At 72.1% G+C, this 23,780-nt stretch carries 14 protein-coding genes, 1 tRNA gene and 2 pseudogenes; 8 read left to right on the forward strand and 9 right to left on the reverse strand.

Features of this window, described 5'->3' with window-relative positions:
- Window positions 1-129 precede the first annotated feature (129 nt).
- The 3 genes from ABZV34_RS13130 to ABZV34_RS13140 all read right to left on the reverse strand — a co-directional run bounded on the left by ABZV34_RS13130 (window position 130) and on the right by ABZV34_RS13140 (window position 2,888).
- Complete coding sequence (locus tag ABZV34_RS13130; RefSeq protein WP_356274415.1) at window positions 130-1,104, reverse strand: ribose-phosphate diphosphokinase; 975 nt, start codon at window positions 1,102-1,104, stop codon at window positions 130-132.
- 145 nt (window positions 1,105-1,249) lie between these two features.
- On the reverse strand, window positions 1,250-2,698 hold the full coding sequence (glmU, locus tag ABZV34_RS13135; RefSeq protein WP_356274418.1) for a bifunctional UDP-N-acetylglucosamine diphosphorylase/glucosamine-1-phosphate N-acetyltransferase GlmU: 1,449 nt from the start codon (window positions 2,696-2,698) through the stop codon (window positions 1,250-1,252).
- A gap of 115 nt (window positions 2,699-2,813) precedes the next feature.
- Window positions 2,814-2,888: transfer RNA gene (locus tag ABZV34_RS13140), tRNA-Gln, on the reverse strand.
- A 241-nt stretch (window positions 2,889-3,129) separates the two neighbouring features.
- Here ABZV34_RS13140 and ABZV34_RS13145 point away from each other — a divergent pair.
- Window positions 3,130-4,440 (forward strand): histidine kinase, encoded by a 1,311-nt coding sequence (locus tag ABZV34_RS13145; protein ID WP_356274421.1) that lies wholly within the window; start codon window positions 3,130-3,132, stop codon window positions 4,438-4,440.
- 255 nt (window positions 4,441-4,695) lie between these two features.
- On the opposite strand, the gene ABZV34_RS13150 is transcribed toward ABZV34_RS13145, so the two are convergent.
- Entirely contained in the window at window positions 4,696-5,190 is a 495-nt protein-coding gene (locus tag ABZV34_RS13150; protein ID WP_356274424.1) for an SUKH-3 domain-containing protein, read from the reverse strand.
- A 137-nt stretch (window positions 5,191-5,327) separates the two neighbouring features.
- Window positions 5,328-5,834 carry a YwqJ-related putative deaminase gene (locus ABZV34_RS13155; protein ID WP_356274427.1) on the reverse strand — a complete coding sequence of 169 codons (507 nt, stop codon included), beginning with the start codon at window positions 5,832-5,834 and terminating at the stop codon, window positions 5,328-5,330.
- Window positions 5,835-6,062: 228 nt separating this feature from the next.
- Here ABZV34_RS13155 and ABZV34_RS13160 point away from each other — a divergent pair, with 228 nt between their 5' ends.
- The 3 genes from ABZV34_RS13160 to ABZV34_RS13170 all read left to right on the forward strand — a co-directional run bounded on the left by ABZV34_RS13160 (window position 6,063) and on the right by ABZV34_RS13170 (window position 11,114).
- On the forward strand, window positions 6,063-7,058 hold the full coding sequence (locus ABZV34_RS13160; RefSeq protein WP_356274430.1) for an SMI1/KNR4 family protein: 996 nt from the start codon (window positions 6,063-6,065) through the stop codon (window positions 7,056-7,058).
- Between the two features lie 7 nt (window positions 7,059-7,065).
- Window positions 7,066-10,011: an SUKH-4 family immunity protein gene (locus tag ABZV34_RS13165; protein WP_356274433.1), complete on the forward strand. Its 2,946-nt coding sequence runs from the start codon at window positions 7,066-7,068 to the stop codon at window positions 10,009-10,011.
- A gap of 215 nt (window positions 10,012-10,226) precedes the next feature.
- Entirely contained in the window at window positions 10,227-11,114 is an 888-nt protein-coding gene (locus ABZV34_RS13170) for a cellulose-binding protein (RefSeq protein ID WP_356274435.1), read from the forward strand.
- Between the two features lie 199 nt (window positions 11,115-11,313).
- On the opposite strand, the gene ABZV34_RS13175 is transcribed toward ABZV34_RS13170, so the two are convergent.
- From ABZV34_RS13175 to ABZV34_RS13185, 3 genes are all read right to left on the reverse strand, one after another.
- The gene (locus tag ABZV34_RS13175; RefSeq protein ID WP_356274437.1) at window positions 11,314-12,996 is read right to left on the reverse strand and encodes a cation acetate symporter; all 1,683 of its coding nucleotides are present in this window, start codon (window positions 12,994-12,996) and stop codon (window positions 11,314-11,316) included.
- Window positions 12,993-13,538 (reverse strand): DUF485 domain-containing protein, encoded by a 546-nt coding sequence (locus tag ABZV34_RS13180; RefSeq protein ID WP_356274439.1) that lies wholly within the window; start codon window positions 13,536-13,538, stop codon window positions 12,993-12,995. The genes ABZV34_RS13175 and ABZV34_RS13180 overlap by 4 nt, the downstream gene beginning before the upstream one ends.
- A 299-nt stretch (window positions 13,539-13,837) precedes the next feature.
- On the reverse strand, window positions 13,838-15,349 hold the full coding sequence (locus tag ABZV34_RS13185) for an MFS transporter (RefSeq protein ID WP_356274442.1): 1,512 nt from the start codon (window positions 15,347-15,349) through the stop codon (window positions 13,838-13,840).
- Window positions 15,350-15,795: 446 nt separating this feature from the next.
- On the opposite strand from ABZV34_RS13185, the gene ABZV34_RS13190 reads away from it, so the two are divergent.
- The 3 genes from ABZV34_RS13190 (at window position 15,796) to mfd (ending at window position 23,049) form a co-directional block, all read left to right on the forward strand.
- Window positions 15,796-16,584: an ABC transporter ATP-binding protein gene (locus tag ABZV34_RS13190; RefSeq protein ID WP_168528507.1), complete on the forward strand. Its 789-nt coding sequence runs from the start codon at window positions 15,796-15,798 to the stop codon at window positions 16,582-16,584.
- Window positions 16,581-19,163, forward strand: coding sequence for an FtsX-like permease family protein (locus tag ABZV34_RS13195; RefSeq protein WP_356274445.1), 2,583 nt, complete (start codon window positions 16,581-16,583; stop codon window positions 19,161-19,163). Before ABZV34_RS13190 ends, ABZV34_RS13195 begins: the two co-directional genes overlap by 4 nt.
- Window positions 19,164-19,497: 334 nt before the next feature.
- Window positions 19,498-23,049, forward strand: a complete 3,552-nt coding sequence (gene mfd / locus ABZV34_RS13200; RefSeq protein WP_356274448.1) for a transcription-repair coupling factor — start codon at window positions 19,498-19,500, stop codon at window positions 23,047-23,049.
- A 127-nt stretch (window positions 23,050-23,176) separates the two neighbouring features.
- Here mfd and ABZV34_RS13205 read toward each other — a convergent pair.
- Window positions 23,177-23,287: pseudogene (locus tag ABZV34_RS13205) on the reverse strand (TetR family transcriptional regulator); the annotation flags it as partial.
- Between ABZV34_RS13205 and ABZV34_RS13210 the strand changes: the two are divergent.
- A pseudogene (locus ABZV34_RS13210) lies at window positions 23,280-23,765 on the forward strand (hypothetical protein); the annotation flags it as partial. The pseudogenes ABZV34_RS13205 and ABZV34_RS13210 sit on opposite strands and share 8 nt — an antisense overlap.
- Between the last annotated feature and the right edge of the window lie 15 nt (window positions 23,766-23,780).

Consider the following 23,780-nt stretch of genomic DNA (forward strand, 5'->3'; position numbering starts at 1 on the left):
GGCCGAACATCGGCCTGCTACGAAGAGCGCGTCGATAACGGACCGCCACACAAGTGTGGCCTCCCTCGCCGAGCAACTTTGGCAGTGTACTCGGCGGGAAGGCCACACCCAAAAGGATCTCTACCGCTCCTACTGCTCCTCGAAGAGGCTCGTCACCGAGCCGTCCTCGAAGACCTCACGCACCGCGTTGGCGATCGTCGGCGCGATCGACAGCACCGTGATCTTGTCCAGTTCCAGCTCGCCCGGGGTCGGCAGGGTGTCCGTGAAGATGAACTCGCTCACCTTGGAGTTCTTCAGGCGGTCGGCGGCCGGACCGGAGAGCACGCCGTGCGTGGCCGTGACGATGACGTCCTCGGCGCCGTGCGCGAAGAGGGCGTCGGCGGCGGCGCAGATCGTGCCACCCGTGTCGATCATGTCATCGACGAGGACACAGACACGGCCCTTCACGTCACCGACGACCTCGTGGACGGTGACCTTGTTGGCGACGTCCTTGTCGCGGCGCTTGTGCACGATCGCCAGCGGGGCGTCCAGGCGGTCGCACCAGCGGTCGGCGACGCGCACCCGGCCCGCGTCCGGGGAGACGACGGTGAGCTTCGACCTGTCGACCTTGGCACCCACGTAGTCCGCCAGGATCGGCAGTGCGAAGAGGTGGTCGACCGGGCCGTCGAAGAAGCCCTGGATCTGGTCGGTGTGCAGGTCGACGGTGAGGATGCGGTCGGCGCCCGCCGTCTTCATCAGGTCCGCGATCAGACGCGCCGAGATCGGTTCGCGTCCACGGTGCTTCTTGTCCTGTCGGGCGTAACCGTAGAACGGCACGATCACCGTGATGCTCCGCGCGGACGCCCGCTTCAGGGCGTCGATCATGATCAGCTGCTCCATGATCCACTTGTTGATGGGAGCCGTGTGGCTCTGCATCAGGAAGCAGTCGGCGCCGCGGGCGGACTCCTGGTAGCGGATGTAGATCTCGCCGTTGGCGAAGTCGAAGGCCTTCGTCGGGACTACCCCGACACCCAGCTTGTGGGCGACCTCCTGGGCAAGCTCGGGGTGGGCGCGGCCGGAGAAGAACATCATCTTCTTCTTGCCGGTCGTCTTGATCCCGGTCACAGCACTGTCTCCTCAGAGGTGTCTCAGCTGGATGGTGAGAGGACATCTCCACTGGGCGCGGGAGTCCGTCTCAGCTGGGGGTGCGGGTGCACGGTGCGGGTGTGCACTTATCACGGTACGCCGTGTCGGACGTGCCTGTTTCCGGTCAGACTTCGCCTTCCGGCTCCCGGGAGGCGGCCTCGGCGGCCTTCGCGGCAGCGCTTCCCGGACGCTTGCGGGCCACCCAACCCTCGATATTCCGCTGCTGGCCACGGGCCACGGCGAGCGAACCGGGCGGTACGTCCTTGGTGATGACGGAGCCCGCCGCGGTGTACGCGCCGTCCCCCACCGTGACGGGAGCCACAAACATGTTGTCCGAACCGGTGCGGCAGTGGGAGCCCACGGTGGTGTGGTGCTTGTCCTGCCCGTCGTAGTTCACGAAGACGCTTGCGGCGCCGATGTTCGAGTGGTCGCCGATCGTGGCGTCGCCCACGTAGGAGAGGTGCGGGACCTTGGTGCCCTCGCCGATCGTGGCGTTCTTCGTCTCGACGTACGTGCCGACCTTGGCCTTGAGGCCGAGACGGGTGCCGGGACGCAGGTACGCGAACGGGCCGACGGTGGCTTCGGGGCCGACCTCGGCGCTGTCCGCGACCGTGGTGTCGACCCGCGCCCCCGCCCCCACGCGGGTGTCCTTCAGACGGCAGTTGGGCCCGACCTCGGCGCCCTCGGCGAGATGCGTGGCGCCCAGCAGCTGGGTGCCGGGGTGCACGATCGCGTCCTGCTCGAAGGTGACGGTGACGTCGACCCAGGTCGAGGCCGGGTCGATGACGGTGACGCCGGCGAGCATGGCCCGCTCCAGCAGCCGGTCGTTGAGGGTGCGGCGGGCCGCGGCCAGCTGGACGCGGTTGTTGATCCCGGCGATCTCCCGGTGGTCGGCGGCGACGGAGGCGCCGACCCGGTGTCCGGCCTCGCGCAGGATGCCCAGGACGTCGGTGAGGTACTCCTCGCCCTGGCTGTTGTCGGTCCGCACCTTGCCGAGCGCGTCCGCCAGCAGCTGCCCGTCGAAGGCGAACACCCCGGAGTTGATCTCCCGGATCGCCCGCTGCGACTCGGAGGCGTCCTTGTGCTCGACGATTGCGGTGACGGCGCCGCCGGCCCCGTCCCGGACGATTCGGCCGTATCCGGTGGCGTCCGGGACCTCGGCGGTGAGCACGGTGACGGCGTTGCCGTCGGTGTCGTGGGCCGCGGCGAGCCGGCGCAGGGTCTCGCCGCTGAGCAGCGGGGTGTCGCCGCAGACCACGACGACGGTGCCGTCGATGCCGCCGCCGAGCTCTTCGAGCGCCATGCGGACGGCGTGCCCGGTGCCGTTCTGCTCGGCCTGTACGGCGGTGCGGACCGCGGGGTCGGACTCGGCGAGGTGCGCGGTGACCTGCTCGCGGGCGTGACCCACGACGACGACCAGGTTCTCGGGCTCCAACGCGCGGGCGGCCGCGAGTACATGGCCCACCAGGGAACGGCCGCACAGTTCGTGCAGGACCTTCGGTGTGGCCGACTTCATACGGGTGCCCTCACCCGCTGCGAGAACGACGACGGCTGCCGGGCGATTGGCGCTCACGGGAATGCCCTTCGGCTACGGATGACTGGGGTGTGGACAACCGCAGGATACCGGGGCGTATCAGGAGTGACATGAGAGCGGGCCCCGACGGAACTGTCAGGGCCCGAATCGGTCGTGGCTCCCCCGCCAGGACTCGAACCCGGACAGATGGCACCAAAAGCCACAGTGCTGCCAATTACACCACGGGGGATCAAACTCGACTGGACCGGACATTTGGCCAAGCCGTCGAGTGGGCACGCAACACTATGCCGTACCGGGCGCCTTCGACGCGACGGTACTGATGCGCACGGGCTTCCGGGGTCGAACAGCGAGCGATTCTGCAGTTCGAGCGATACCCGCGGGTTTCGCGTCCGGCCGACGGCGGGTCGCGGTGTCGGAGAGGAGGCGAAACTCACCGGAAAAGGGGCGGGGGGCAAACGTAGGCTGGAGGCATGACCACAAGGGGGGAAGAGCACACCGAGGCCGGGGCAGGGCCGTGGTGGTGGGTCAGGTGGCGCGGTGCCGCGCTCGACGCGGGCCTCGCGGCGATGTCGGCGGCCGAGTGCGCGACAGAGGGAATCCCGTTCGCACACGACGCGGGCCTGCCGGCGGCGGTGGGCGCGGTGTTCGGTCTGCTCGCCGGTTCCGTGCTGCTGCTGCGGCGGAAGTGGCCGATCGCCGTCGTGCTGGTGTCGATCGCCATCACGCCCGCGCAGATGGGCTTCGCGATGGGACTCGTCGGGCTGTACACGCTCGCCGCGTCCGAGTTGCCGCGCCGGATCATCGCGGCGCTCGCCGGAATGTCCTTCGCCGGCATGCTGATCGTCACGTTCGTCCGGGCCCATCAGGGCATGGTGCGCGGGGATGTGACCATGGGGGACTGGTTCGTCCCCTTCGTCTCCATCACGACCGCCCTCGGCATGACCGCCCCGCCCGTGCTGCTCGGACTGTACGTGGGGGCGCGGCGCCGGCTGATGGAGAGCCTGCGGGAGCGGGCCGACTCGCTGGAGCGGGAGTTGCAGCTGCTGGCCGAGCGGGCCGAGGAGCGGGCGGAGTGGGCGCGCAACGAGGAGCGGACGCGGATCGCGCGCGAGATGCACGACGTGGTCGCGCACCGGGTGTCCTTGATGGTGGTGCACGCCGCGGCTCTTCAGGCGGTGGCCCGCAAGGACCCCGAGAAGGCCGTACGCAACGCGGCGCTGGTCGGCGACATGGGGCGGCAGGCACTGACCGAGCTGCGCGAGATGCTGGGCGTGCTGCGCACGGGGGACGGGCTGGCCTCGCGGCCTCAGCCGGTGCCGCTCGCCGCGGTGGGCATGGCCGCGGCCGCGGCGGCGTCGCGCGCGGCCGGCGATCCGGGTGACGGCCCCAGCCTCGCGGAACTGGACGAGCTGGTCGGACAGTCGGCGGCGGCCGGGATGGTGGTCGCCCTGTCGGTGGAGGGCGATACGCGGCCGTACGCGCCGGAGATCGAACAGACCGCCTACCGGGTCGTCCAGGAGGCCCTGACCAACGTCCACAAGCACGCGGCCGGCGCGAAGACGTACGTGCGGCTCGCCCATCGGGTGTCCGAGATCGCCATGCAGGTCGAGAACGAGTGCCCGCCCGAGCCGGGGGCGGAGTCCGCGGTGCGGCTTCCCAGCGGCGGCAACGGGTTGCTGGGGATGAAGGAACGTGTGGCCGCGCTCGGGGGTGTGTTCGTCTCCGGTCCCACGGACGCGGGTGGTTTCCGGGTGTCGGCGGTCCTTCCTGCGGGGGGCTGAGCGCTTCCGTCGCGACCCCGGGTTTTCTCGCCCCCGCCGTGGGTTGTCCGCGAGCGCCGGACGGGCTGGTGGTGCGGGCCCGCGCTGGAGACGCGAGGCCGGGGCGCGAGGCCGCGGTGTGAGGCCGCGCTGAAGGGCTGACGTCCGGGGTCATGCCTTTCAGCCCGTCCGAGTTCGAGGACGGGCCCTTCGGGCGATGGCGGGGGTCTGGGGGCGCAGCCCCCAGGGTCGGGTCGGGGGCGAGGAACACTCCCGTCAGCCGGCGGTCAGCCGAGCCGGTTCGAAGCCGGAGACGAGAGTCGTCAGGGCCGCGTCGATGTCCGGTCCGAGATACCAGTCCCCGGTGTGATCGAGCGCGTAGACCCGCCCCTCACTGTCGATGGCGAGCAGCGCCCGCGAGTCGGACTCCTCCCCCAGCGGACACACCTCGGCATCCAGCGCCCGCCCGAGGTCACCCAGGGTGCGAGCCAGGTGCAGTCCGTGCAACGGGTCGAAGTGGAGCGCGGTCGGAGCGAGCTGCCGTCCGGGCCCGGACGGCACGACCCGCAGACCGCCGAACTCCGCCCACGCCTCCACCGCGGCCGGGAACACGGCGTGCCGGTGCCCGGCGGGCGACTCGTGCTCCCGCAGCGCGTCGGCCCAGTACTCGGCCTGCTTTATGTCCCAGCGTCCGGGCTGCCACCCCGCGGAACGGAGCGCGGCGTCCACGGGGACGGAGAAGCGTGTGGTGGAGGTGCGGTCGGCGTGCATCTGCCCTTCGTTCGTCGAGCGACATGGGATCGGGGGACAAGAAGGTCGGGGGACGGGGGATCGGCGGCGCGGCGAGGCCGGAGGACAGGGGAAGAGGGGCGCCGTCGTTACGGGTACGGGTACGGGTGCGGATGGGTTCAGGCGTCGGCGGACGCCGTCGGATCGACGACGCGGACACCGAAGTGCTCGCTGAGCGCCGTACAGGCACGACAGGGTGCCGCGAAGCTCCCGTGCAGCGGGTCGCCGTCCTCCCGGATGCGGCGCGCGGTGAGCTTGGCCTGCTTGAGGGCCCTGCGCGCCTCTCCGTTGGTCATCGGCTTGCGCGCGGCGCGCTTGCTGCGTGCCGCGTCCAGGCCGGTGATGTGCCGGGAGATCAGGATCGCCTCGGCGCAGCGGCCGGTGAAGCGGTCGCGCTGCGCGCTGGTGAGGGTGTCGAGGAAGTCCTGGACCAACGGGTGCAGGGCGGGCGGCTGGTCACCGCGGGCCGCGGTGCCCGTGAGGGTCGCGCCGCGCACGGAGAGGGCGGCGGCGACGGTCGGAAGTATGCCGTCCCGGCGGTGCAGGAGGGTGGGGGCGTGCGGTGCCTCGGAGCTGCTCCAGCCGACGCGCGGGTCCCCGGACGTGCCTGTATGCGTCGCGTTCATGATCGCTCTTCCCTCCCGTGCATCCCCCGATGCGGCTACAGACTGCCAAACGGCGCGGCGGGTGGGGAAGCTGGGGCGCGCGACACGCCCGGTCTTCGCCCCACCGTCACGGCGAGGTGACGGCAGGTCACGGAACCGGAGGCCCGGTGACCAGTGTCCGTCAACCGCATAGGCTGTCGACATCCGCGATCCATACAGCCATTGAGAACGCCGCAGGGGGCAACAGCGATGACGACAGGTCGGCTCGGGCAGCAAGCCGCGCCGCCGAACGCGGCCTACGCCGGGCAGGTCGTGCACTTCCCGGATCCGGTCCGGGCCGCCCGCCACCCCAGAGGTGTACGGGTCGACGCGCACGGCCACCCCGACTTCTCGGCGTACGCGCGTGCCGCCGCGGAGATCGCCGAACCCCCGGAGGGCTTCGGCGTCGACGAACTGCGCCTGACGGACTACGTGTCCGCGAACGCGGCGCTCGCCGCGACCGGCCACGAACTGTGGGACACGATCCCGCCCGTGGCCACGCCGCACGGCTGGACGTGGCATCACGTGGCCGGTACCCGGCGGCTGGAGCTCGTCCCCGTCGAGGTGAAGGCGCTGCTGCGGCACCACGGTGGCATCGCGACCACGACCGTCGACCACACCAAGCGCGGGACGCGGCCCCTGCAGGAGACGCGGCCCGCGCACTTCGGACTGCCCAAGTCCTCGGTCGCGGTGACGGAGCAGCAGGTGCTGGCGGTCGAGGAGGATCTCGGGTACCGGCTGCCGGGCGCCTACCGGTCCTTCCTCAAGGCGGCGGGCGGCTGCGCGCCGGTGGGCGCCGTGCTCGACGCGGAACTCGGACTCCTGCTCGACCAGCCCTTCTTCACGGTGCGCGAAGAGGCCGCCGTCAACGACCTCGTCTACATCAACAAGTGCCTCCGCGACCATCTGACGAAGGACTACCTGTGCGTCGGGTTCGTGCAGGGCGGCCTGCTCGCCGTCAAGGTGAAGGGCGACGCGATCGGATCGGTGTGGTTCTGCGCCTACGACGACGCCCGCGACCAGGACGCGTGGCCGCCGCCCGAGCGGGTGCGGCGGCTGTTGCTTTCCTGCGGCGCAGACTTCGACCAGTTCCTGTCCCGGCTCGCGGGCAATCCGCCGGAGCTGGAGACGGTGGCGAACCTGATGGTGGACGGCGGCTTCGCGCACGCCGTTCCCGTCTCTTCCGTGTCTTCGGTGGGGGAGTGAACGTCCGATGGTGACCTTCGCGCAGGCGCAGGAGCGCGCGGAAGAGTGGATCAACGGCGATGTGCCGGGCTACCAGCACCGCGAGGTGCGGGTGCGGGAGTTCGAACTCGGCTTCGTCGTCTGGGCGGAGGACCGGGCCGAGGGTCCGCGCTCGGACGGCGGCGCGCAGCGGCTCGTCATCGCGCGGGACAGCGCCGAGGCGACACTGTGGCCCGGACTCCCGGTCGGTGAGGTGATCCGCCGCTACGAGGAGGAGTACGGGGCGCCGGACGGCACCCCGGAACCGGCGCCGGCGCCTTCGGCCCGGGTCGACCTCAACCAGACGTCGTTCCTGCTGAGTCCCCCGGAGTGGCTGCAGGAGGCCGCGGACAAGCTGGGGATTCCGGACCGGCGTCCGGGGGCGTCCCGGGGACCGGGCTCGGACGGGGCGGGATCGCGTCCGGCCGCGGCTGCGGCTGCCGCCTCGGCGTCGGGCCCGGGGCAGGGTCCGGCTTCCGCGGGCGGTGGTCCGCCGGCTCAGGCGCCGGGCGAACCGGAGGACGCGGTGCCGCACGGGGGGCCCTTCGGAGCCGGACCGCGCACCGCGCCCGGCCTTCCCGGATTCCCCGGTGCCGCCGGGGTCTCAGGTGTCTCCGGCGGAGCCATGCCGTGGCCCGCCGCCGCGGCCGGTGACGAGCCGGACGCCGGTCCCGAGGACGCCGTGGGAGCGCCGCGGGTGCCCGCGTCGGCGACACCGTGGGCGGGGACGGACACCAACGCCGACGCGGGCGAGGACCGTTCCGTACCGCTGCCGGCGACGGTGTTCGCACCGCCGCTGACCGATGTCGACGACACCGGCACGCCGCTGCCCGGGGCGATCGCGGACGCCAGGACGGCCCTGATCTCCGGCGGCAGCCAGCTTCCGCGCACGGCGGTCGCACCCGCGCTCGACGACCGGGCACCGGCCCCGCCGCCGTACGGCTACCCCCAGGGTCCGGCGGTGCCCGGCACACCCCCTCCGGGTGCGCCGCCCGCCTACGGGTTCCCGCAGGGGCCGCCCGGTGGTGCCCCGCGTACCCCGTCGCCCGGTGCCTCCGCTCCCGGCGGTCCGCAGGGCACGCCTCCCGCGGGCGCGCCCGGGTACGGCTACCCGCAGGCGCCCGCCGGCGCGCCGAACTCCCCCCAGCCGCCCGCCGGTCCGGGTGCCCCCGTGGCGCCTCCCCGGCCGCTGCCTCCGAACGCCGGTGACATCGCCGACGCCGCGACCAGCAAGGCACAGCCGCCGCGGGGCGCGCGCGGCGGTGGCCCGACCGCGCCGCCTCCGCCGAGCGCCCCGGGCGCGCCGGGCGCACGTCCGAGCAGTGCGCCCGCGCCGTCCGGGCCCGGTGCCCCGGGCACTCCGGCGGGCGGGTACGTGCCGACCCAACTTGTCTCCCAGCTGGGCCCGGGCGGCCCGGGCGGCCCCGGCGGCCCGGCGGCGGGAGTCCCCGGCCCGCCTGCCACGCCCGGCGCGCCCCAGCACCCTGGAGTTCCCGGCGCCCCCGGCGCTCCCCAGCCTCCGGACGGTACGCCTCCGGGCGGTGTCCACCACGCCGCGACGATGCTCGCGGGCCCGCCCGCCGGCGGCCCCGGCACGTCCCAGCCGCCCGGCACCCCGGGCGCTCCCGGAGGTCCGGGCGGTCCGCCCCCCGGTGTCCACCACGCCGCGACGATGCTGGCGGGCCCGCAGTCCGGCGGCCCCGGCGCACCGCCGCCCCCGCAGACGCCCGGCGTGCCGCAGGGCGCACCGCAGCCGATGCCCGGTCAGCCCATGCCCGGTCAGCCCATGCCCGGTCAGCCCATGCCCGGTCAGCCCATGCCCGGTCAGCCCATGCCCGGGACCGGGCCGATGGGCGGCCCGGTCCCGGGGCGGCCCATGCCTCCGGGGCAGCCGATGCCTCCTGGCCAACCCATGCCTCCCGGCCTGCAGCCCCCGGCGTACGGGTACCCGCCGACCGGTCTGCCGACCGTCGGCCCCGGTTACCAGGCCGTGCTGCGCTACCGCGCGCAGGACGGCTCGGAGCAGCAGCTGATCCGGCGTTCGGCGCCGGGCACCCCGCACCCGGAGTGGCAGATGCTGCACGAGCTGCGGGCGATGAACGTGCCGCCGCAGCAAGTGCTCGAGCTGCACACCGAGTTGGAGTCCTGTGAGCTGCCGGGCGCGTACTGCGCGCGGATGATCCGGGAGACCTGGCCGCAGGCGCGGATCACCAGCATCGCCCCGTACGGTACGGACCACGCGAGCCGTCAGCAGGGCATGCACGAACTGCTCGCGCACCAGGGCGAGTTGCATCAGGTGGCGGACGGCCCGGCGCGCCTCGCGCCGGTACGGGCGCCGATCCCGCCGGTGCAGCCCGCGGCGCCGGTTCCGCCGGAGGCGATCGGGCACGAGCTGGCGGCGGCGTTCGGACCGGGCGTGTTCCGGTTCGAACAGGTCGCGGTCTCCCGTCAGGGCGTGCCGAACATCGTGGCGCACACCCTGGTGGTGGCCGGACTCCCGGTCGACATGGGCCCGTTCTTCTGGGCGCAGGCGCAGCCCGGCCGTCCGGTGCCGACGCTCGCCGAACTGGCGCAGGAGCGGGGGGTGCATCCGGCGCCGGACGCGGGTTCGTACCTGGTCATGGGCAGTGACTTCGGCAAGGCGATCTGTGTCCAGTACGGCACGGCGAACATCGTGGCCGTGCCGGTGGAGGCGGGTCCGGGCGGTGCCCCGGTGCCGCCGCAGTTCGTGAACACGGGTCTGCCCGAGTTCGCGCGCTGTCTGGCGCTGCTCGGCCGGATGTGGCGGCTGCGGTTCGGGCTCAACCAGGAGCAGGCGGGCCGCTGGACCGTCGACTTCCAGGCCCAGCTGGCCTCTCTCGACCCGGCGGCGCTCGGCTCGCCGGAGAGCTGGTGGTCGGTTCTGCTGGAGCAGATGTGGGACGGCCTGCTGTGATCTCCCGCTGAGCGTCGCGGCTTCCGCGCGGAACGCCACTCATGGGTTGGACCCGGTGCGCATGACCGGGTTCAACCCATTTTTTTGCTTCCCTCGACCGGAACGGACGGGCGGAGTGTCGCGTTATGCGCACTTACGCCTCATCCATCAGGATATGCGCCACATGATGTCGACGAATCATGTCGCAGGGCGCACCTTCGGAGAGGGGTTCAGGGATGAGCAGCGCATCGGTGTCGCCGCACGGCTTCCCGGCTGTACGGGGGCGCGGTTACCGTCCCGAGGAGGTCGACGCGTATGTCGCCGCCCTTTCACGGGACCGTGACGCCGCCTGGGAGCGGGCCGCCCGGCTGACCGTCCTGGCCAAGGAGATGGACGGGGACGCGCGGCGGCTGCGCGAGGCCGTGACACGGCTCGCTCCGCAGACGTACGACACGCTCGGCGAACGCGCCCGCCGGCTCTTCGAACTCGGCGAGGAGGAGGCCACGGCCGTGCGTGACAGCGCGCGCGGCGAGACCCGGCACGCCGTCGACGAGGCCGAGTCGGCCGGGCGGCGGGTCCGCGAGGCCGCGCAGGTGTACGCCGACGGGGTGCGCGCCGAGGCCGAGGAGCATGCCGGGCAGCGGCTGCTCGCCGCCCGCGCCGAGGCCGACGACGCACGGATCGCCGCCCGCCGGGAGATCAAGGAGAACCGCGGGGAGGCGCTGGCCGCGCTGCGCGAGGTGCGCCGGCGCACGGAGATGCTCCTCGTCGAGCAAGAGAAGGAGCACGCCGGGCGCCGGGAGGAGGCCGAGCGCGTGGCCGCCGAGCGGGTGGCCGCGTTCGAGGCGCACCACGAAGAGCGGGTGGCCCGCGCCGAGGCCGCCCTCGCCGAGGCCAGGAGTGCCTACGCCCAGGCCGAGGAGTCGGCCCGGCACGGACAGGAGGACGCGGCGGCGCAGGCCGCTGAACTGATCGCCGAGGCGCGGGTGCGGGAGGAGCGGATCGTCCGGGAGACCGAGCGGGTGCTGCGCGAGCACGGCGAGCGGTGGGACGACGTACGGGCGCACATGGACCACGTACGGTCGAGCCTCATGACCCTGACGGGCCGGGCCCCGGTGGACTGACCACCACGGCCCACCGCCCGTCGCCCCGGCGCCGGCCCGCGGCCCGCGTCCCCGCGCCGGAGGGCGATCTGCGGCAGCGCCCCGCGGCGGACGGTCCGCCGATGACCGATGACCGATGACCGATGACCGATGACCGATGACCGATGACCGACGGCCGACGGAACGCGAGGACGACGGGAGAACCGCCGGAGGCCCCGGCTCAGCGCGCGCCGCGAGAACCCGTACGGCCCGGTGACCGTACCGCTCCCGCCAGGATCCAGCCCTCCACCGCCTCGTACTGCCGGCGCTGCTCCTCCGACTTCCGGCGGCCCGAGACCATGGTCCCCAGCCATCCGTACGCGAAGCCCAGCGGGATCGACACCAGCCCGGTCGTGGTGAACGGGAACCAGTTGAAGTCGGCCTCGGGGAACGCGGAGGTGGGCGAGCCGGAGACCAGGTTGGTGCCGGTCATCAGGACCAGGACGGTCAGCGAACCCCCGATGAGGGTGCACAGCAGGCCCGTGCGGGTGTAGCGGCGCCAGAACAGCCCGTAGACCAGCGCGGGCGCCAGCGCCGAGGCGCCCAGGCAGAACGAGAGCGTGATCAGCGGCTGCAGGCTGCGGTGCTGGACGAGGGTGGCCAGCAGGATCGCCGCGCCGCCGACCGCGAGGGCCGACAGCCGGGCGAGGAGCATCTCGCGGCGGGGGGACAGCTCGTCGTCGTGGCGCCGGCCCCGGAAGAGCCGGGCGTGCGCGAACACGTCGTGCGCCAGGGAGTTGGCGCAGGCCAGGATCATTCCGGCGACGGAGGCGAGCACGGTCAGGAAGATCGCCGTGGTGACGGTGGTGAACAGGAGCGTCTCGGCCGTCGAGACGTCCGGCCCGAACGCGGCGCGCGAGCCCAGCAGATACGCCGTGTTGCCCTGCGGGTCGGCGTTCGCGATCACCCCGCGTCCGATCAGTGCCGTGGCCCCGAAGCCGACGACCGTGATGACCAGGACGAAGAGGGCCACGCACGGTACTGCCCAGGACAGCGAGCGGCGTACCTGACGGGCGCTGCCGGCGGTGTACATGCGCATGGTGACGTGCGGGAGGCAGGCGCCGCCCAGGACGACCGTCAGCTCCGAACTGATCATGTCGAGGCGGGGGCTGGGGCCGCCGGCGAACTGCAGACCGGAGCGGAGGAACGCGGTGCCGACACCGCTGTGGTCGGCGGCCGCCCGGGAGAGCGCCCCCGGGTCCCAGTCGAAGCGGTTCAGGATGAGCAGGGCGACCACGGTGCCCGAGCCGAGCAGCATCACGATCTTCAGGATCTGGATGAGGGCCGTGCCCTTCATTCCCCCGATCGCCGCGTAGCCGATCATCAGCGTGCCGAGTCCGATGATGCATCCGGTCTTCAGCGAATCGCCGGAGAAGCCGAGGATGAACGCCAGCAGGTCGCCGGTGCCGGCCAGTTGGACCAGCATCAGCGGCAGCAGGGCGACGATGGTCGCGGCGCACGCGGTGACACGTACGGCACGGCCCGGCATCCGCCGCGCGAGCGCGTCGCCCATGGTGAACCGGCCCGCGTTGCGCAGCGGTTCGGCCAGCAGGAACATCAGCAGCATCAGGGAGAGCGCCGTGCTCAGCGCGAGCACGACCCCGTCGTACCCGGCGAGCGCGATGACCCCACCGGTGCCGAGCACGGTCGCCGCCGAGATGTAGTCCCCGGCGATGGCGAGGCCGTTGCGCATCGGCGACAGCGATCCGTACCCCGTGTAGAACTCGTCGAGGTCGTCACGGTCCGGCCCGGTCATCACGCACAGCAGCAGCGTGACCGTGGTGACCGCGGTGAACGCCACCAGCGACATGGCCTGCGCGGAACTGCTGAACCCGGTTCCGCCCCTCTCGATCGCGCCGGTCATCGGGCCGCCTCCCGCTTCGCGTCCAGCTCACTCTGCTTACGGATCCGGTCCGCGACCGGGTCGACGCCCCGGCGCGCCGTGTACTCGTACACGCCGATGGCCACGCAGGTCACGGGCACTTGCAACAGGCCGAGCAGCAGCCCGGTCGGCAGTCCGCCGGACACCGTGCTCGTCATCAGGCCCGGCGCGAACGCCGACAGGAGGAGGAAGAGGGTGAAGTACCCGAGCGCCGTGAGCGTCGCCACCCGCCGCTGCCGGCGATAGGCGCCGCGCAGCAGCCGGATGTCGCTGTGCTGCCCCAGCGCGTGATGTCGCGGCCGCCGCCTTCTGGGAGGTTCGGGAGGCTGCGGCCGCCAGGGGTAGGTGGCGTACGAGGGGGAGTGCGGAGCGGGTTCGTCCCGGAACTCCGGACCGTCCTGGAACTCCGGATACGGGAGCGGGGACTGCTGCGGACAGGGCGGTGGATACGGGGGCGGATACGGAGGCTGTCGGTGTGGTCGGTGCGGCGTCTGGTACTCCGGGGACGAGAACGCGTCTGGCATCCCGGTTCTCCTTGCGTGGCTCGGGTCCGGTGCGGACCGCAGGGAGCAGGGGGGTGGGCGAGGCACGTTACTCGCAGGTAGCCCTCGTGGGCGTGGGTTTCGCCGAACTGATCGGTCGGTATGCGCTTACTTCGCTGACCTGGGGTGTTGCCCAGGTATACCCCTGTGACGGAAGTGTGAAGAGGTAGGGGAGTGGTGTCTGAGGTGGGGGGTGTTCGCAACCGTGTGCCCCGCCCGCGTACCCCGCTGACAGACTCCGTTCCCACCGGAACACGCACCCGGCGGGAGCGGCGACGTCCTCAGTCCGCGGGGTTGTCGAGGACCGGGAAGCGCCTCGGCGCCACGAACAGCAGCACCAGGAAGGCGAGCACGGCGGCGCACGCGGCGCCGAGGTACACGGCGTGGACCGCGTCGGCGACCGCGTGCCGCAACCGCTCGCCCGGCGCGCCCGAGGCCATCGCCCGCGTCACCGCGTCCAGGTCCCCGGCCCCGCCGAGCCGCGCGGCCAGTACCCCGTTGGCGATCGCCCCGAACAGGGTCGCGCCGATGGTCTGGCCGGTCTGACGGCAGAAGAGGACGGACGCGGTGGTCGTGCCGCGTTCGGCCCAGCCGACGGTCGACTGGACCCCGATGATCAGAGGGAGCTGGAAGAGGCCCAGGGCACCTCCCAGCAGCAGCATCAGCAGGGTCGGCTGCCAGGGCGCGCCCGGATAGGGGAGGAACGGGAAGGCCAGCAGGATCAGGGCCGCCGCGCCGATGCCGGCCATCGCGGTGTTGCGGAAACCGATGCGCCGGTACACGTGCTGGCTGAGCGCCGCGGACACCGGCCAGCTCAACGTCCACACGGACAGCACGAATCCGGCGGTGACCGGGGCCAGACCGAGGACCGCCTGAGCGTACGTGGGCAGGAACACCGAGGGGGCGACCATGAGCAGCCCCAGCGCGCCCAGCGCCAGATTCACCGCGGCGATCGTGCGGCGCCGCCACACCCACCCGGGGATGATCGGCTCGGCCGCCCGGCGCTCGATCACCACGACGGCCCCGATCAGCGCGAGTCCCGTGCCGAACAGGGAGAGCGAGGGGGCCGACAGCCAGTCCCAGGCCACCCCGCCCTGCACGAGCGCGGTCAGCAGGACGCCGCCGCAGGCGAAGACGGCGAGCGCGCCCGCCCAGTCGACGCGCGCCCGCCCGGAGGACTCCCGGGCCGGCTCGTGCAGATGACGGACGACCAGCCACAGCGCGAGCGCGCCGATCGGCAGGTTGACGAGGAAGATCCAGCGCCAGTCCGCGTACGCGGCGAGCACACCGCCGAGACCCGGGCCCGCCACCGCCGAAGTCGCCCACACCGTGGACAGCCTGGCCTGGATCTTCGGGCGCTCCTTGAGCGGGTAGAGGTCGGCGGCGAGCGTCTGCACCGTGCCCTGGAGCGCGCCGCCGCCCAGGCCCTGGACGACGCGGAAGACGATGAGCGCGGCCATGTTCCAGGCGGTGGCGCAGAGCAGCGAGCCGACGAGGAAGACGACGGCGCCGGTGATCAGCACCGGCTTGCGGCCGAAGGTGTCAGACAGCTTGCCGTACACCGGCAGCGTGACCGTCACCGCGAGCAGATAGCCGGAGAACAGCCAGGAGAAGACCGAGAAGCCGCCGAGGTCGCCGACGATCTGCGGTACGGCGGTCGACACGATGGTGGAGTCCAGCGCGGCGAGCGCCATGGAGAGCATGAGTGCCGCGACGACCGCGCCCCGGCGGCCGGGGGGAGCCCCCGGACGTACGGCCCCCGCGGCGCGTATCTCGGTGTCCCCCTGGTCCACGGGATTCCTTCCCCTTGCATCCATCGCCTCGGGCCACCCTCTCACTTGACCCTCACGTCGGGGCAGGGCGGAAGCTGACCGTGCCCGAGGGGGGAGCCGACCCCGAGAAGGACTCCACCGGAGGGTGGACAGCCCCTAGGGGTACCTCCGTACTACGGCTCGGGGAGGGTTCGTACCGCCGGAGGAGGAGACGGGGCGGTGCGCGTCCTTAACCTGGCTTTACGCCGCTGACGAGCGGTCGGGACGCGGTCGGGACGTACGGGGGTCGTACGGACCGCACTCCCGGGGGTGGGGTTTTCCCCAGCAAAAGACTGCGCTGAGCACCAGCGCGCCGCGGCACCCCCCGCCGCCAGACTTACCGACGTAGCCAAGAGCACCGCATCCACCCAGGAACACCGCATCCGCGGACCGACGGCTCATCCGCCGACCGATATAGGAGACTTACCGTGACATCGGCTGTAACCATTCCCAGGCACGGGGGCACTGGAGGGCGTACGGCCGTTGCCGCGCGAGCGCGGCAGGTCGTGAAGGCGTACGGGTCCGGAGAGACCCGCGTCGTCGCCCTGGACCACATCGACGTGGACATAGCGCGGGGGCGGTTCACCGCGATCATGGGCCCCTCGGGGTCCGGCAAGTCCACGCTGATGCACTGCCTCGCCGGGCTCGACACCGTGACGAGCGGACAGATCCACCTCGACGAGACCGAGATCACCGGCCTCAAGGACAAGAAGCTCACGCAACTGCGCCGGGACCGGATCGGCTTCATCTTCCAGGCGTTCAACCTGCTGCCGACGCTGAACGCGCTGGAGAACATCACGCTCCCGATGGACATCGCGGGCCGCAAGCCGGACAAGGCCTGGCTGAGCCAGGTCGTCGAGACCGTCGGGCTCTCCGACCGCCTCAAGCACCGGCCGACCCAGCTCTCCGGTGGCCAGCAGCAGCGCGTCGCGGTGGCACGGGCGCTCGCCGCCCGGCCCGAGATCATCTTCGGCGACGAGCCGACCGGAAACCTCGACTCCCGGGCCGGCGCCGAGGTGCTGGGCTTCCTGCGCCGCTCGGTGGACTCGCTCGGCCAGACCATCGTGATGGTCACGCACGACCCGGTGGCCGCGTCGTACGCGGACCGTGTCCTGTACCTCGCGGACGGCAGGATCGTCGACGAGATGCACCAGCCGACGGCCGACCAGGTGCTCGACCGCATGAAGGACTTCGACGCCCGGGGGCGTACGTCATGACCGTCCTGAAGACCTCGATGCGCAACTTCTTCGCCCACAAGGGGCGGATGGCCCTCTCGGCCGTCGCGGTCCTGCTGTCCGTCGCCTTCGTCTGCGGCACGCTGGTGTTCACCGACACCATGAACGCGACGTTCGACAAGCTGTTCGCCGCGACCTCGGCCGATGTGACGGTCTCGCCGAAGGCCGCCACGTCCGACGGCACCCCGCAGAACGGCAGGCCGGAGTCGCTGCCCGCCTCCGCGCTGACCCGGGCCGAGAAGGCCGACGGCGTCAAGTACGCCGAAGGCGCGGTCAGTTCGATGAACGTGACCGTCGTCAACAGCGCCAACGAGAACATGGGCTCCAGCAACGGCGCCCCGACCATCGCGGGCAACTGGACGCGCAACGACCTGCGTTCGATGGAGATCACCACCGGTCACGCCCCGCGCGGGCCGACCGAGACGATGGTCGACGCCGACACCGCCGACAAGCACCACCTCAAGCTCGGCGACGAACTGCGCACCATCGCCGTCACCGGTGACTTCAAGGCCCGGATCGTCGGCATCGCCACCTTCAAGGTGACCAACCCCGGTGCCGCCGTCGTCTACTTCGACACCGCCACCGCCCAGCGTGAACTGCTCGGTGCCACCGGCCGGTTCACCCAGATCAACGTATCCGCCGCGAGCGGCGTCACCGACGCGCGGCTCAAGCGGAACGTCACCACCACGCTCGGCGCCGGCACCACCGCGAAGACGTCCTACAAGGTGCAGACGCAGAAGGAGAACGCGGACGAGAACCGCTCCGGTGTCGGCTCCTTCATGAACGTCATCAAGTACGCCATGCTCGGCTTCGCCGGTATCGCCTTCCTGGTCGGCATCTTCCTGATCATCAACACCTTCTCGATGCTGGTCGCCCAGCGCACCCGGGAGATCGGCCTGATGCGGGCGATCGGTTCGTCCCGCAAGCAGGTCAACCGGTCCGTGCTCATCGAGGCGACCCTGCTCGGCGTCTTCGGCTCCGTCCTCGGCGTCGGCGCCGGCGTCGGCCTCGCGGTCGGCCTGATGAAGCTCATGTCGGCGGCGGGCATGGACCTGTCGACACGGGACCTGACCGTGAAGGCGACCACGCCGGTCATCGGGCTCCTCCTCGGTGTCGTCGTCACCGTCCTCGCCGCCTACCTGCCCGCCCGCCGGGCCGGCAAGGTCTCCCCGATGGCCGCGCTGCGCGATGCCGGGACCCCCGCGGACGGCAGGGCCGGTCTCGTCCGCGGCGTCATCGGCCTGGTCCTCACCGGCGGCGGAGCCTTCGCGCTCTACACGGCGGCCGGTGCGGACAAGGCGAGCGACGGTTCGCTGGTGCTGGGCGCCGGTGTCGTCCTGACCCTGATCGGATTCGTCATCATCGGCCCGCTGCTCGCCGGCGGCGTGGTCCGGGTCATCAGCGCGGTCCTGCTGCGCTTCTTCGGCCCGGTCGGCCGGATGGCGGAGCGCAACGCCCTGCGCAACCCGCGCCGTACCGGCGCCACCGGCGCGGCCCTCATGATCGGCCTCGCGCTGGTCGCCTGCCTCTCCGTGGTCGGCTCCTCCATGGTGGCCTCCGCGACCGACGAACTCGACAAGACCGTCGGCACCGACTTCATCATCCAGGGCAACCAGCGGATCGTCCCGCAGGCGGCCAAGGCCATCGAGTCCACACCCGGTCTGTCGCACGTCACGCACTACCGGGACATCGAGGCGAAACTCGTCGCCCCCGACGGTTCCTCGGACAGCGACGGCGTCACGGCCGCCGACCCCAGCTACGCGCAGGACCTGCACCGCAAGACGACGGCCGGTGAACTGACCGCCGCCTACGGCAAGGACTCCATGTCCGTCGGCTCCGACTTCGCCGGCAAGCACCACGTCAAGGTCGGGGACACCCTCACCGTCGCCTTCAAGGGCGGCAGCACGGCGAAGCTCAGGGTCGCCGCGATCACCGACGACGACGTGGCCATCGACCACGGCGTGCGGTACGTCAGCACCGAGACCATGCGGAAGTACCTCCCGGCCGACCGCATCCCGCCGGACCAGATCATGTTCGCCACCGCCAAGGACGGCCAGGAGAAGACCGCCTACGCGGCCCTCAAGAAGTCGCTGGCCGGCTACCCGCAGTACGAGGTCCGTGACCAGACCGACTACAAGCAGGAACTGAAGGACCAGATCGGCCAGCTCCTGAACATGGTCTACGGCCTGCTCGCCCTCGCGATCGTCGTGGCGGTCCTCGGCGTGGTCAACACGCTGGCCCTGTCGGTGGTGGAGCGGACGCGCGAGATCGGCCTGATGCGGGCCATCGGTCTCTCCCGCCGCCAGCTGCGCCGCATGATCCGCCTGGAGTCGGTCGTCATCGCCCTCTTCGGAGCCCTGCTGGGCCTCGGCCTGGGCATGGCCTGGGGAGCGACGGCCCAGAAGCTGCTGGCCCTGGAGGGCCTGAAGGTTCTGGAGATCCCCTGGGGCACCATCATCGCGGTCTTCATCGGCTCGGCGTTCGTGGGCCTGTTCGCCGCCCTGATCCCGGCGTTCCGGGCAGGCCGGATGAACGTGCTGAACGCGATCGCGACCGACTGACGGCCGGCTGACGACGACCGAAGACCGACCGAAGACCGACCGAAGACGGCTTGCGACCGACGGACGATCGACTCGGGACCGCCTGTCGATCGAGAGTGACCGAGGGTGACCGCGGGTGATCTCATGGCCGCCGCGCACGGGGGTCGCGGGGGAACGGGCCCGGCCGGGGAGGTGATCACCTCCCCGGCCGGGCCCGTCGCGCTGCCGGGTGCCCGGCGTGGGCGTTGTCCACAGGCCCGGCGTGAGGGAGCGCGCCGTCGTAGGCTGGAGATCCCCGGCCCGTAGCGACGTGTCGGGCCCTTCGCGTTGCCCACTCTCCGGATGGAAGCCCTTCATGAGCCTGCACGGTCTGCTCGACGCCGTCGTCAAGGACGCCGCTCTCGCGGAAGCGGTGAAGGCCGCGACCGGCGAGGTCCGGATGCATGTCGACCTGGTGGGCCCGCCCGCCGCCCGCCCCTTCGCGGTGGCCGCGCTCGCCCGCGAGGCAGGCCGCACCGTACTGGCGGTCACGGCCACGGGACGGGAGGCCGAGGACCTGGCCGCGGCGCTGAGGTCGCTCCTGCCCGCCGACACGGTCGCGGAGTACCCCTCGTGGGAGACGCTTCCCCATGAGCGGCTCTCCCCCCGCTCCGACACCGTCGGCCGCCGTCTCGCCGTCCTGCGTCGCCTCGCCCACCCGCGCCCCGACGACCCCGAGACCGGCCCGGTCTCCGTCGTCGTCGCCCCCATCCGATCCGTGCTCCAGCCGCAGGTCAAGGGCCTCGGCGATCTGGAGCCGGTGGCGCTGCGCACCGGCCAGAGTGCCGACCTCGGCGGCATCGTCGAAGCGCTCGCGGCAGCCGCGTACGCCCGGGTCGAACTGGTCGAGAGGCGTGGCGAGTTCGCGGTCCGCGGCGGCATCCTCGATGTCTTCCCGCCCACCGAGGAGCACCCGCTCCGGGTGGAGTTCTGGGGCGACGACGTCGAGGAGATCCGCTACTTCAAGGTCGCCGACCAGCGCTCCCTGGAGGTCGCCGAGCACGGGCTGTGGGCACCGCCCTGCCGGGAACTGCTGCTCACCGACGACGTACGGGAGCGGGCCGCCCGGCTGGCCGAGGCCCACCCCGAGCTGGGCGAGCTGCTCGGCAAGATCGCCGAGGGCATCGCCGTGGAGGGCATGGAGTCGCTGGCCCCGGTCCTGGTCGACGACATGGAGCTGCTGCTCGACGTGCTGCCCAAGGGCTCCATGGCCGTCGTGTGCGACCCCGAGCGGGTACGGACCCGGGCCGCGGACCTGGTGGCGACCTCGCAGGAGTTCCTGCAGGCGTCCTGGGCGGCGACCGCCGGCGGCGGCGAGGCCCCCATCGACGTGGACGCGGCCTCCCTGCGGTCCATCGCGTACGTCCGGGACCGGGCGCGCGAGCTGGGCATGATGTGGTGGTCGGTGTCGCCGTTCGCGGCCGACGAGTCGTTCACCGAGGGCTCCGGCGCGGGCGACGCGGAGACCCTCAAACTCGGCATGCACGCCCCCGAGACCTATCGCGGCGACACCGCCCGCGCGCTCGCCGACACCAAGGGCTGGCTCGCCGAGGGCTGGCGCACGGTGTACGTCACCGAGGCGCACGGCCCCGCCGCCCGTACCGTCGAGGTGCTCGGCGGCGAGGGCATCGCGGCCCGCCTCGAAACCGACCTGGCGGACATCGCGCCGTCCGTCGTGCACGTCTCCTGCGGCTCGATCGACTACGGCTTCGTGGACCCCACGCTCAAGCTCGCCGTCCTCACCGAGACCGATCTCTCCGGCCAGAAGGCGGCCGGCAAGGACGGCGCGCGCATGCCCGCCCGCCGCCGCAAGACCATCGACCCGCTGACCCTCGAAGCCGGCGACTACATCGTGCACGAGCAGCACGGTGTCGGCCGCTACATCGAGATGGTCCAGCGGACGGTGCAGGGCGCGACCCGCGAGTACCTGGTCGTGGAGTACGCGCCGGCCAAGCGCGGCCAGCCCGGCGACCGCCTCTACATCCCGACCGACCAGCTGGAGCAGATCACCAAGTACGTCGGAGGCGAGGCACCGACCATGCACCGCCTCGGCGGCGCCGACTGGACGAAGACCAAGGCCCGTGCCAAGAAGGCGGTCAAGGAGATCGCCGCGGACCTGATCAAGCTGTACAGCGCGCGCATGGCGGCCCCGGGACACGCCTTCGGCGCCGACACGCCCTGGCAGCGCGAGCTGGAGGACGCCTTCCCGTACGCGGAGACCCCCGACCAGCTCACGACCATCGCCGAGGTCAAGGAGGACATGGAGAAGACGGTCCCGATGGACCGCCTGGTCTGCGGCGACGTGGGATACGGCAAGACGGAGATCGCCGTCCGCGCGGCGTTCAAGGCGGTGCAGGACGGCAAACAGGTCGCCGTGCTCGTACCGACGACGCTTCTCGTGCAGCAGCACTTCGGCACGTTCGGCGAGCGCTACTCCCAGTTCCCCGTGAACGTCCGGGCGCTGTCGCGCTTCCAGACGGACACGGAGGCGAAGGCGGTCCTGGAGGGGCTGCGCGAGGGCTCGGTGGACGTCGTCATCGGCACCCACCGCCTGTTCTCCGCGGAGACGAAGTTCAAGGACCTGGGCCTGGTCATCGTCGACGAGGAGCAGCGGTTCGGCGTCGAGCACAAGGAGCAGCTGAAGAAGCTGCGCGCCAACGTCGACGTCCTGACGATGTCCGCGACCCCGATCCCGCGCACCCTGGAGATGGCGGTCACGGGCATCCGCGAGATGTCCACGATCACCACCCCGCCGGAGGAGCGGCACCCGGTGCTCACCTTCGTCGGCCCCTACGAGGAGAAGCAGATCGGCGCCGCCATCCGGCGCGAACTGCTGCGCGAGGGCCAGGTCTTCTACATCCACAACCGCGTCGAGTCCATCGACCGCGCGGCCGCCAGGCTGCGGGAGATCGTCCCCGAGGCGCGCATCGCGACGGCCCACGGCCAGATGTCGGAACAGGCCCTGGAGCAGGTCGTCGTCGACTTCTGGGAGAAGCGGTTCGACGTGCTCGTCTCGACGACGATCGTCGAGTCCGGCATCGACATCTCCAACGCGAACACACTGATCGTGGAGCGCGGCGACAACTTCGGCCTCTCGCAGCTGCACCAGCTGCGCGGCCGGGTCGGACGAGGCCGGGAGCGCGGCTACGCGTACTTCCTCTACCCGCCGGAGAAGCCCCTCACGGAGACGGCGCACGAGCGGCTCGCGACCATCGCCCAGCACACCGAGATGGGCGCGGGTATGTACGTGGCGATGAAGGACCTGGAGATCCGCGGCGCCGGAAACCTGCTCGGCGGCGAGCAGTCCGGCCACATCGCGGGCGTCGGCTTCGACCTGTACGTACGCATGGTCGGCGAGGCGGTCGCCGACTACCGCGCGCAGCTGGAGGGCGGTGTGGAGGAGGAGCCGCCGCTGGAGGTCAAGATCGAGCTGCCGGTCGACGCGCACGTCCCGCACGACTACGCGCCGGGCGAGCGGCTGCGCCTGCAGGCCTACCGCGCCATCGCCTCCGCCAACACGGAGGAGGACGTGAAGGCCGTACGGGAGGAACTCGTCGACCGCTACGGCAAGTTGCCCGAGCCGGTGGAGAACCTCCTGCTGGTCGCCGGGCTGCGGATGCTCGCGCGGGCGTGCGGGGTCGGCGAGGTCGTGCTCCAGGGCACCAACATCCGTTTCGCACCGGCGGAGTTGCGGGAGTCGCAGGAGTTGCGCCTCCAGCGGCTCTACCCGGGCACGGTCATCAAGCCGGCCGCCCACCAGCTGCTGGTGCCCCGCCCGAAGACCGCGAAGGTGGGCGGGAAGCCGCTGGTCGGGCGGGAGTTGCTGGGGTGGACCGGGGAGTTCCTGGCGACGATCCTGGGATCGTAGAGGCGGGTCCCGGGTCCCGGGTCCCGGGTGGCGGTTCCCGGGTGGCGGCGAGGTGCCGGCGAGGTGCCGGCGCCGCGCAGGGGACCGGTGGCGGCCGGCCCCCTGTCGTGGGGCCGGTGCCCCGGGGTCACGCCGGTGGCTCGGTGAACAGCATTCCCGTCAGGGCGCGGAAGACCTCCTCGGGGTCCTGGTCGCCGACCGTGCCGTCCAGGTTGTGGCCGAGGAGCAGGGCCGCGAACACCGCTGGCCGTCCCCTGGCCGCCGCCAACGCGGAGCTGCCGTGGCCGAAGGCCCCGCACCTCCAGTTGTGGCACGCGGCGACGATCCTGCGCGAACACCGTGGCGACGGGCACCTCGCGGCGCTCCTCGTCGCCGGACTCGACCCCGTCGAGGCCCTGGTCTCGTTCGCGGCGGTCGGGGCGGCCTCCGTGCGGCGCTTCGAGAGCCGAGGCTGGAGTGCCGAGGAGTGGAGCGCCGCACGGGAACGGCTGGTCGCACGCGGCCTGGTGACGGAATCCGGTGCCGTCACCCCCGCGGGACGTGACCTCCGCGCGGAGGTCGAGCGACGCACGGACGAACTCGCCGCCGCCCCTTGGGGGGCGCTGTCCGCAGTCGACCGCGCCCGCCTCGTCGAACTGCTCGGCGAGTTCTGGGTCGCGGTCCTGGGCTCGGGGCTGTTGCCCTCGGCGTCGACCCTGGGGATCGGGCGGGTGTGACGCGCGAGTGCCCGC

Origin of the sequence: Streptomyces sp. NPDC005195 (assembly GCF_040608315.1) — a bacterium.
Lineage (GTDB): Bacteria > Actinomycetota > Actinomycetes > Streptomycetales > Streptomycetaceae > Streptomyces > Streptomyces kaempferi.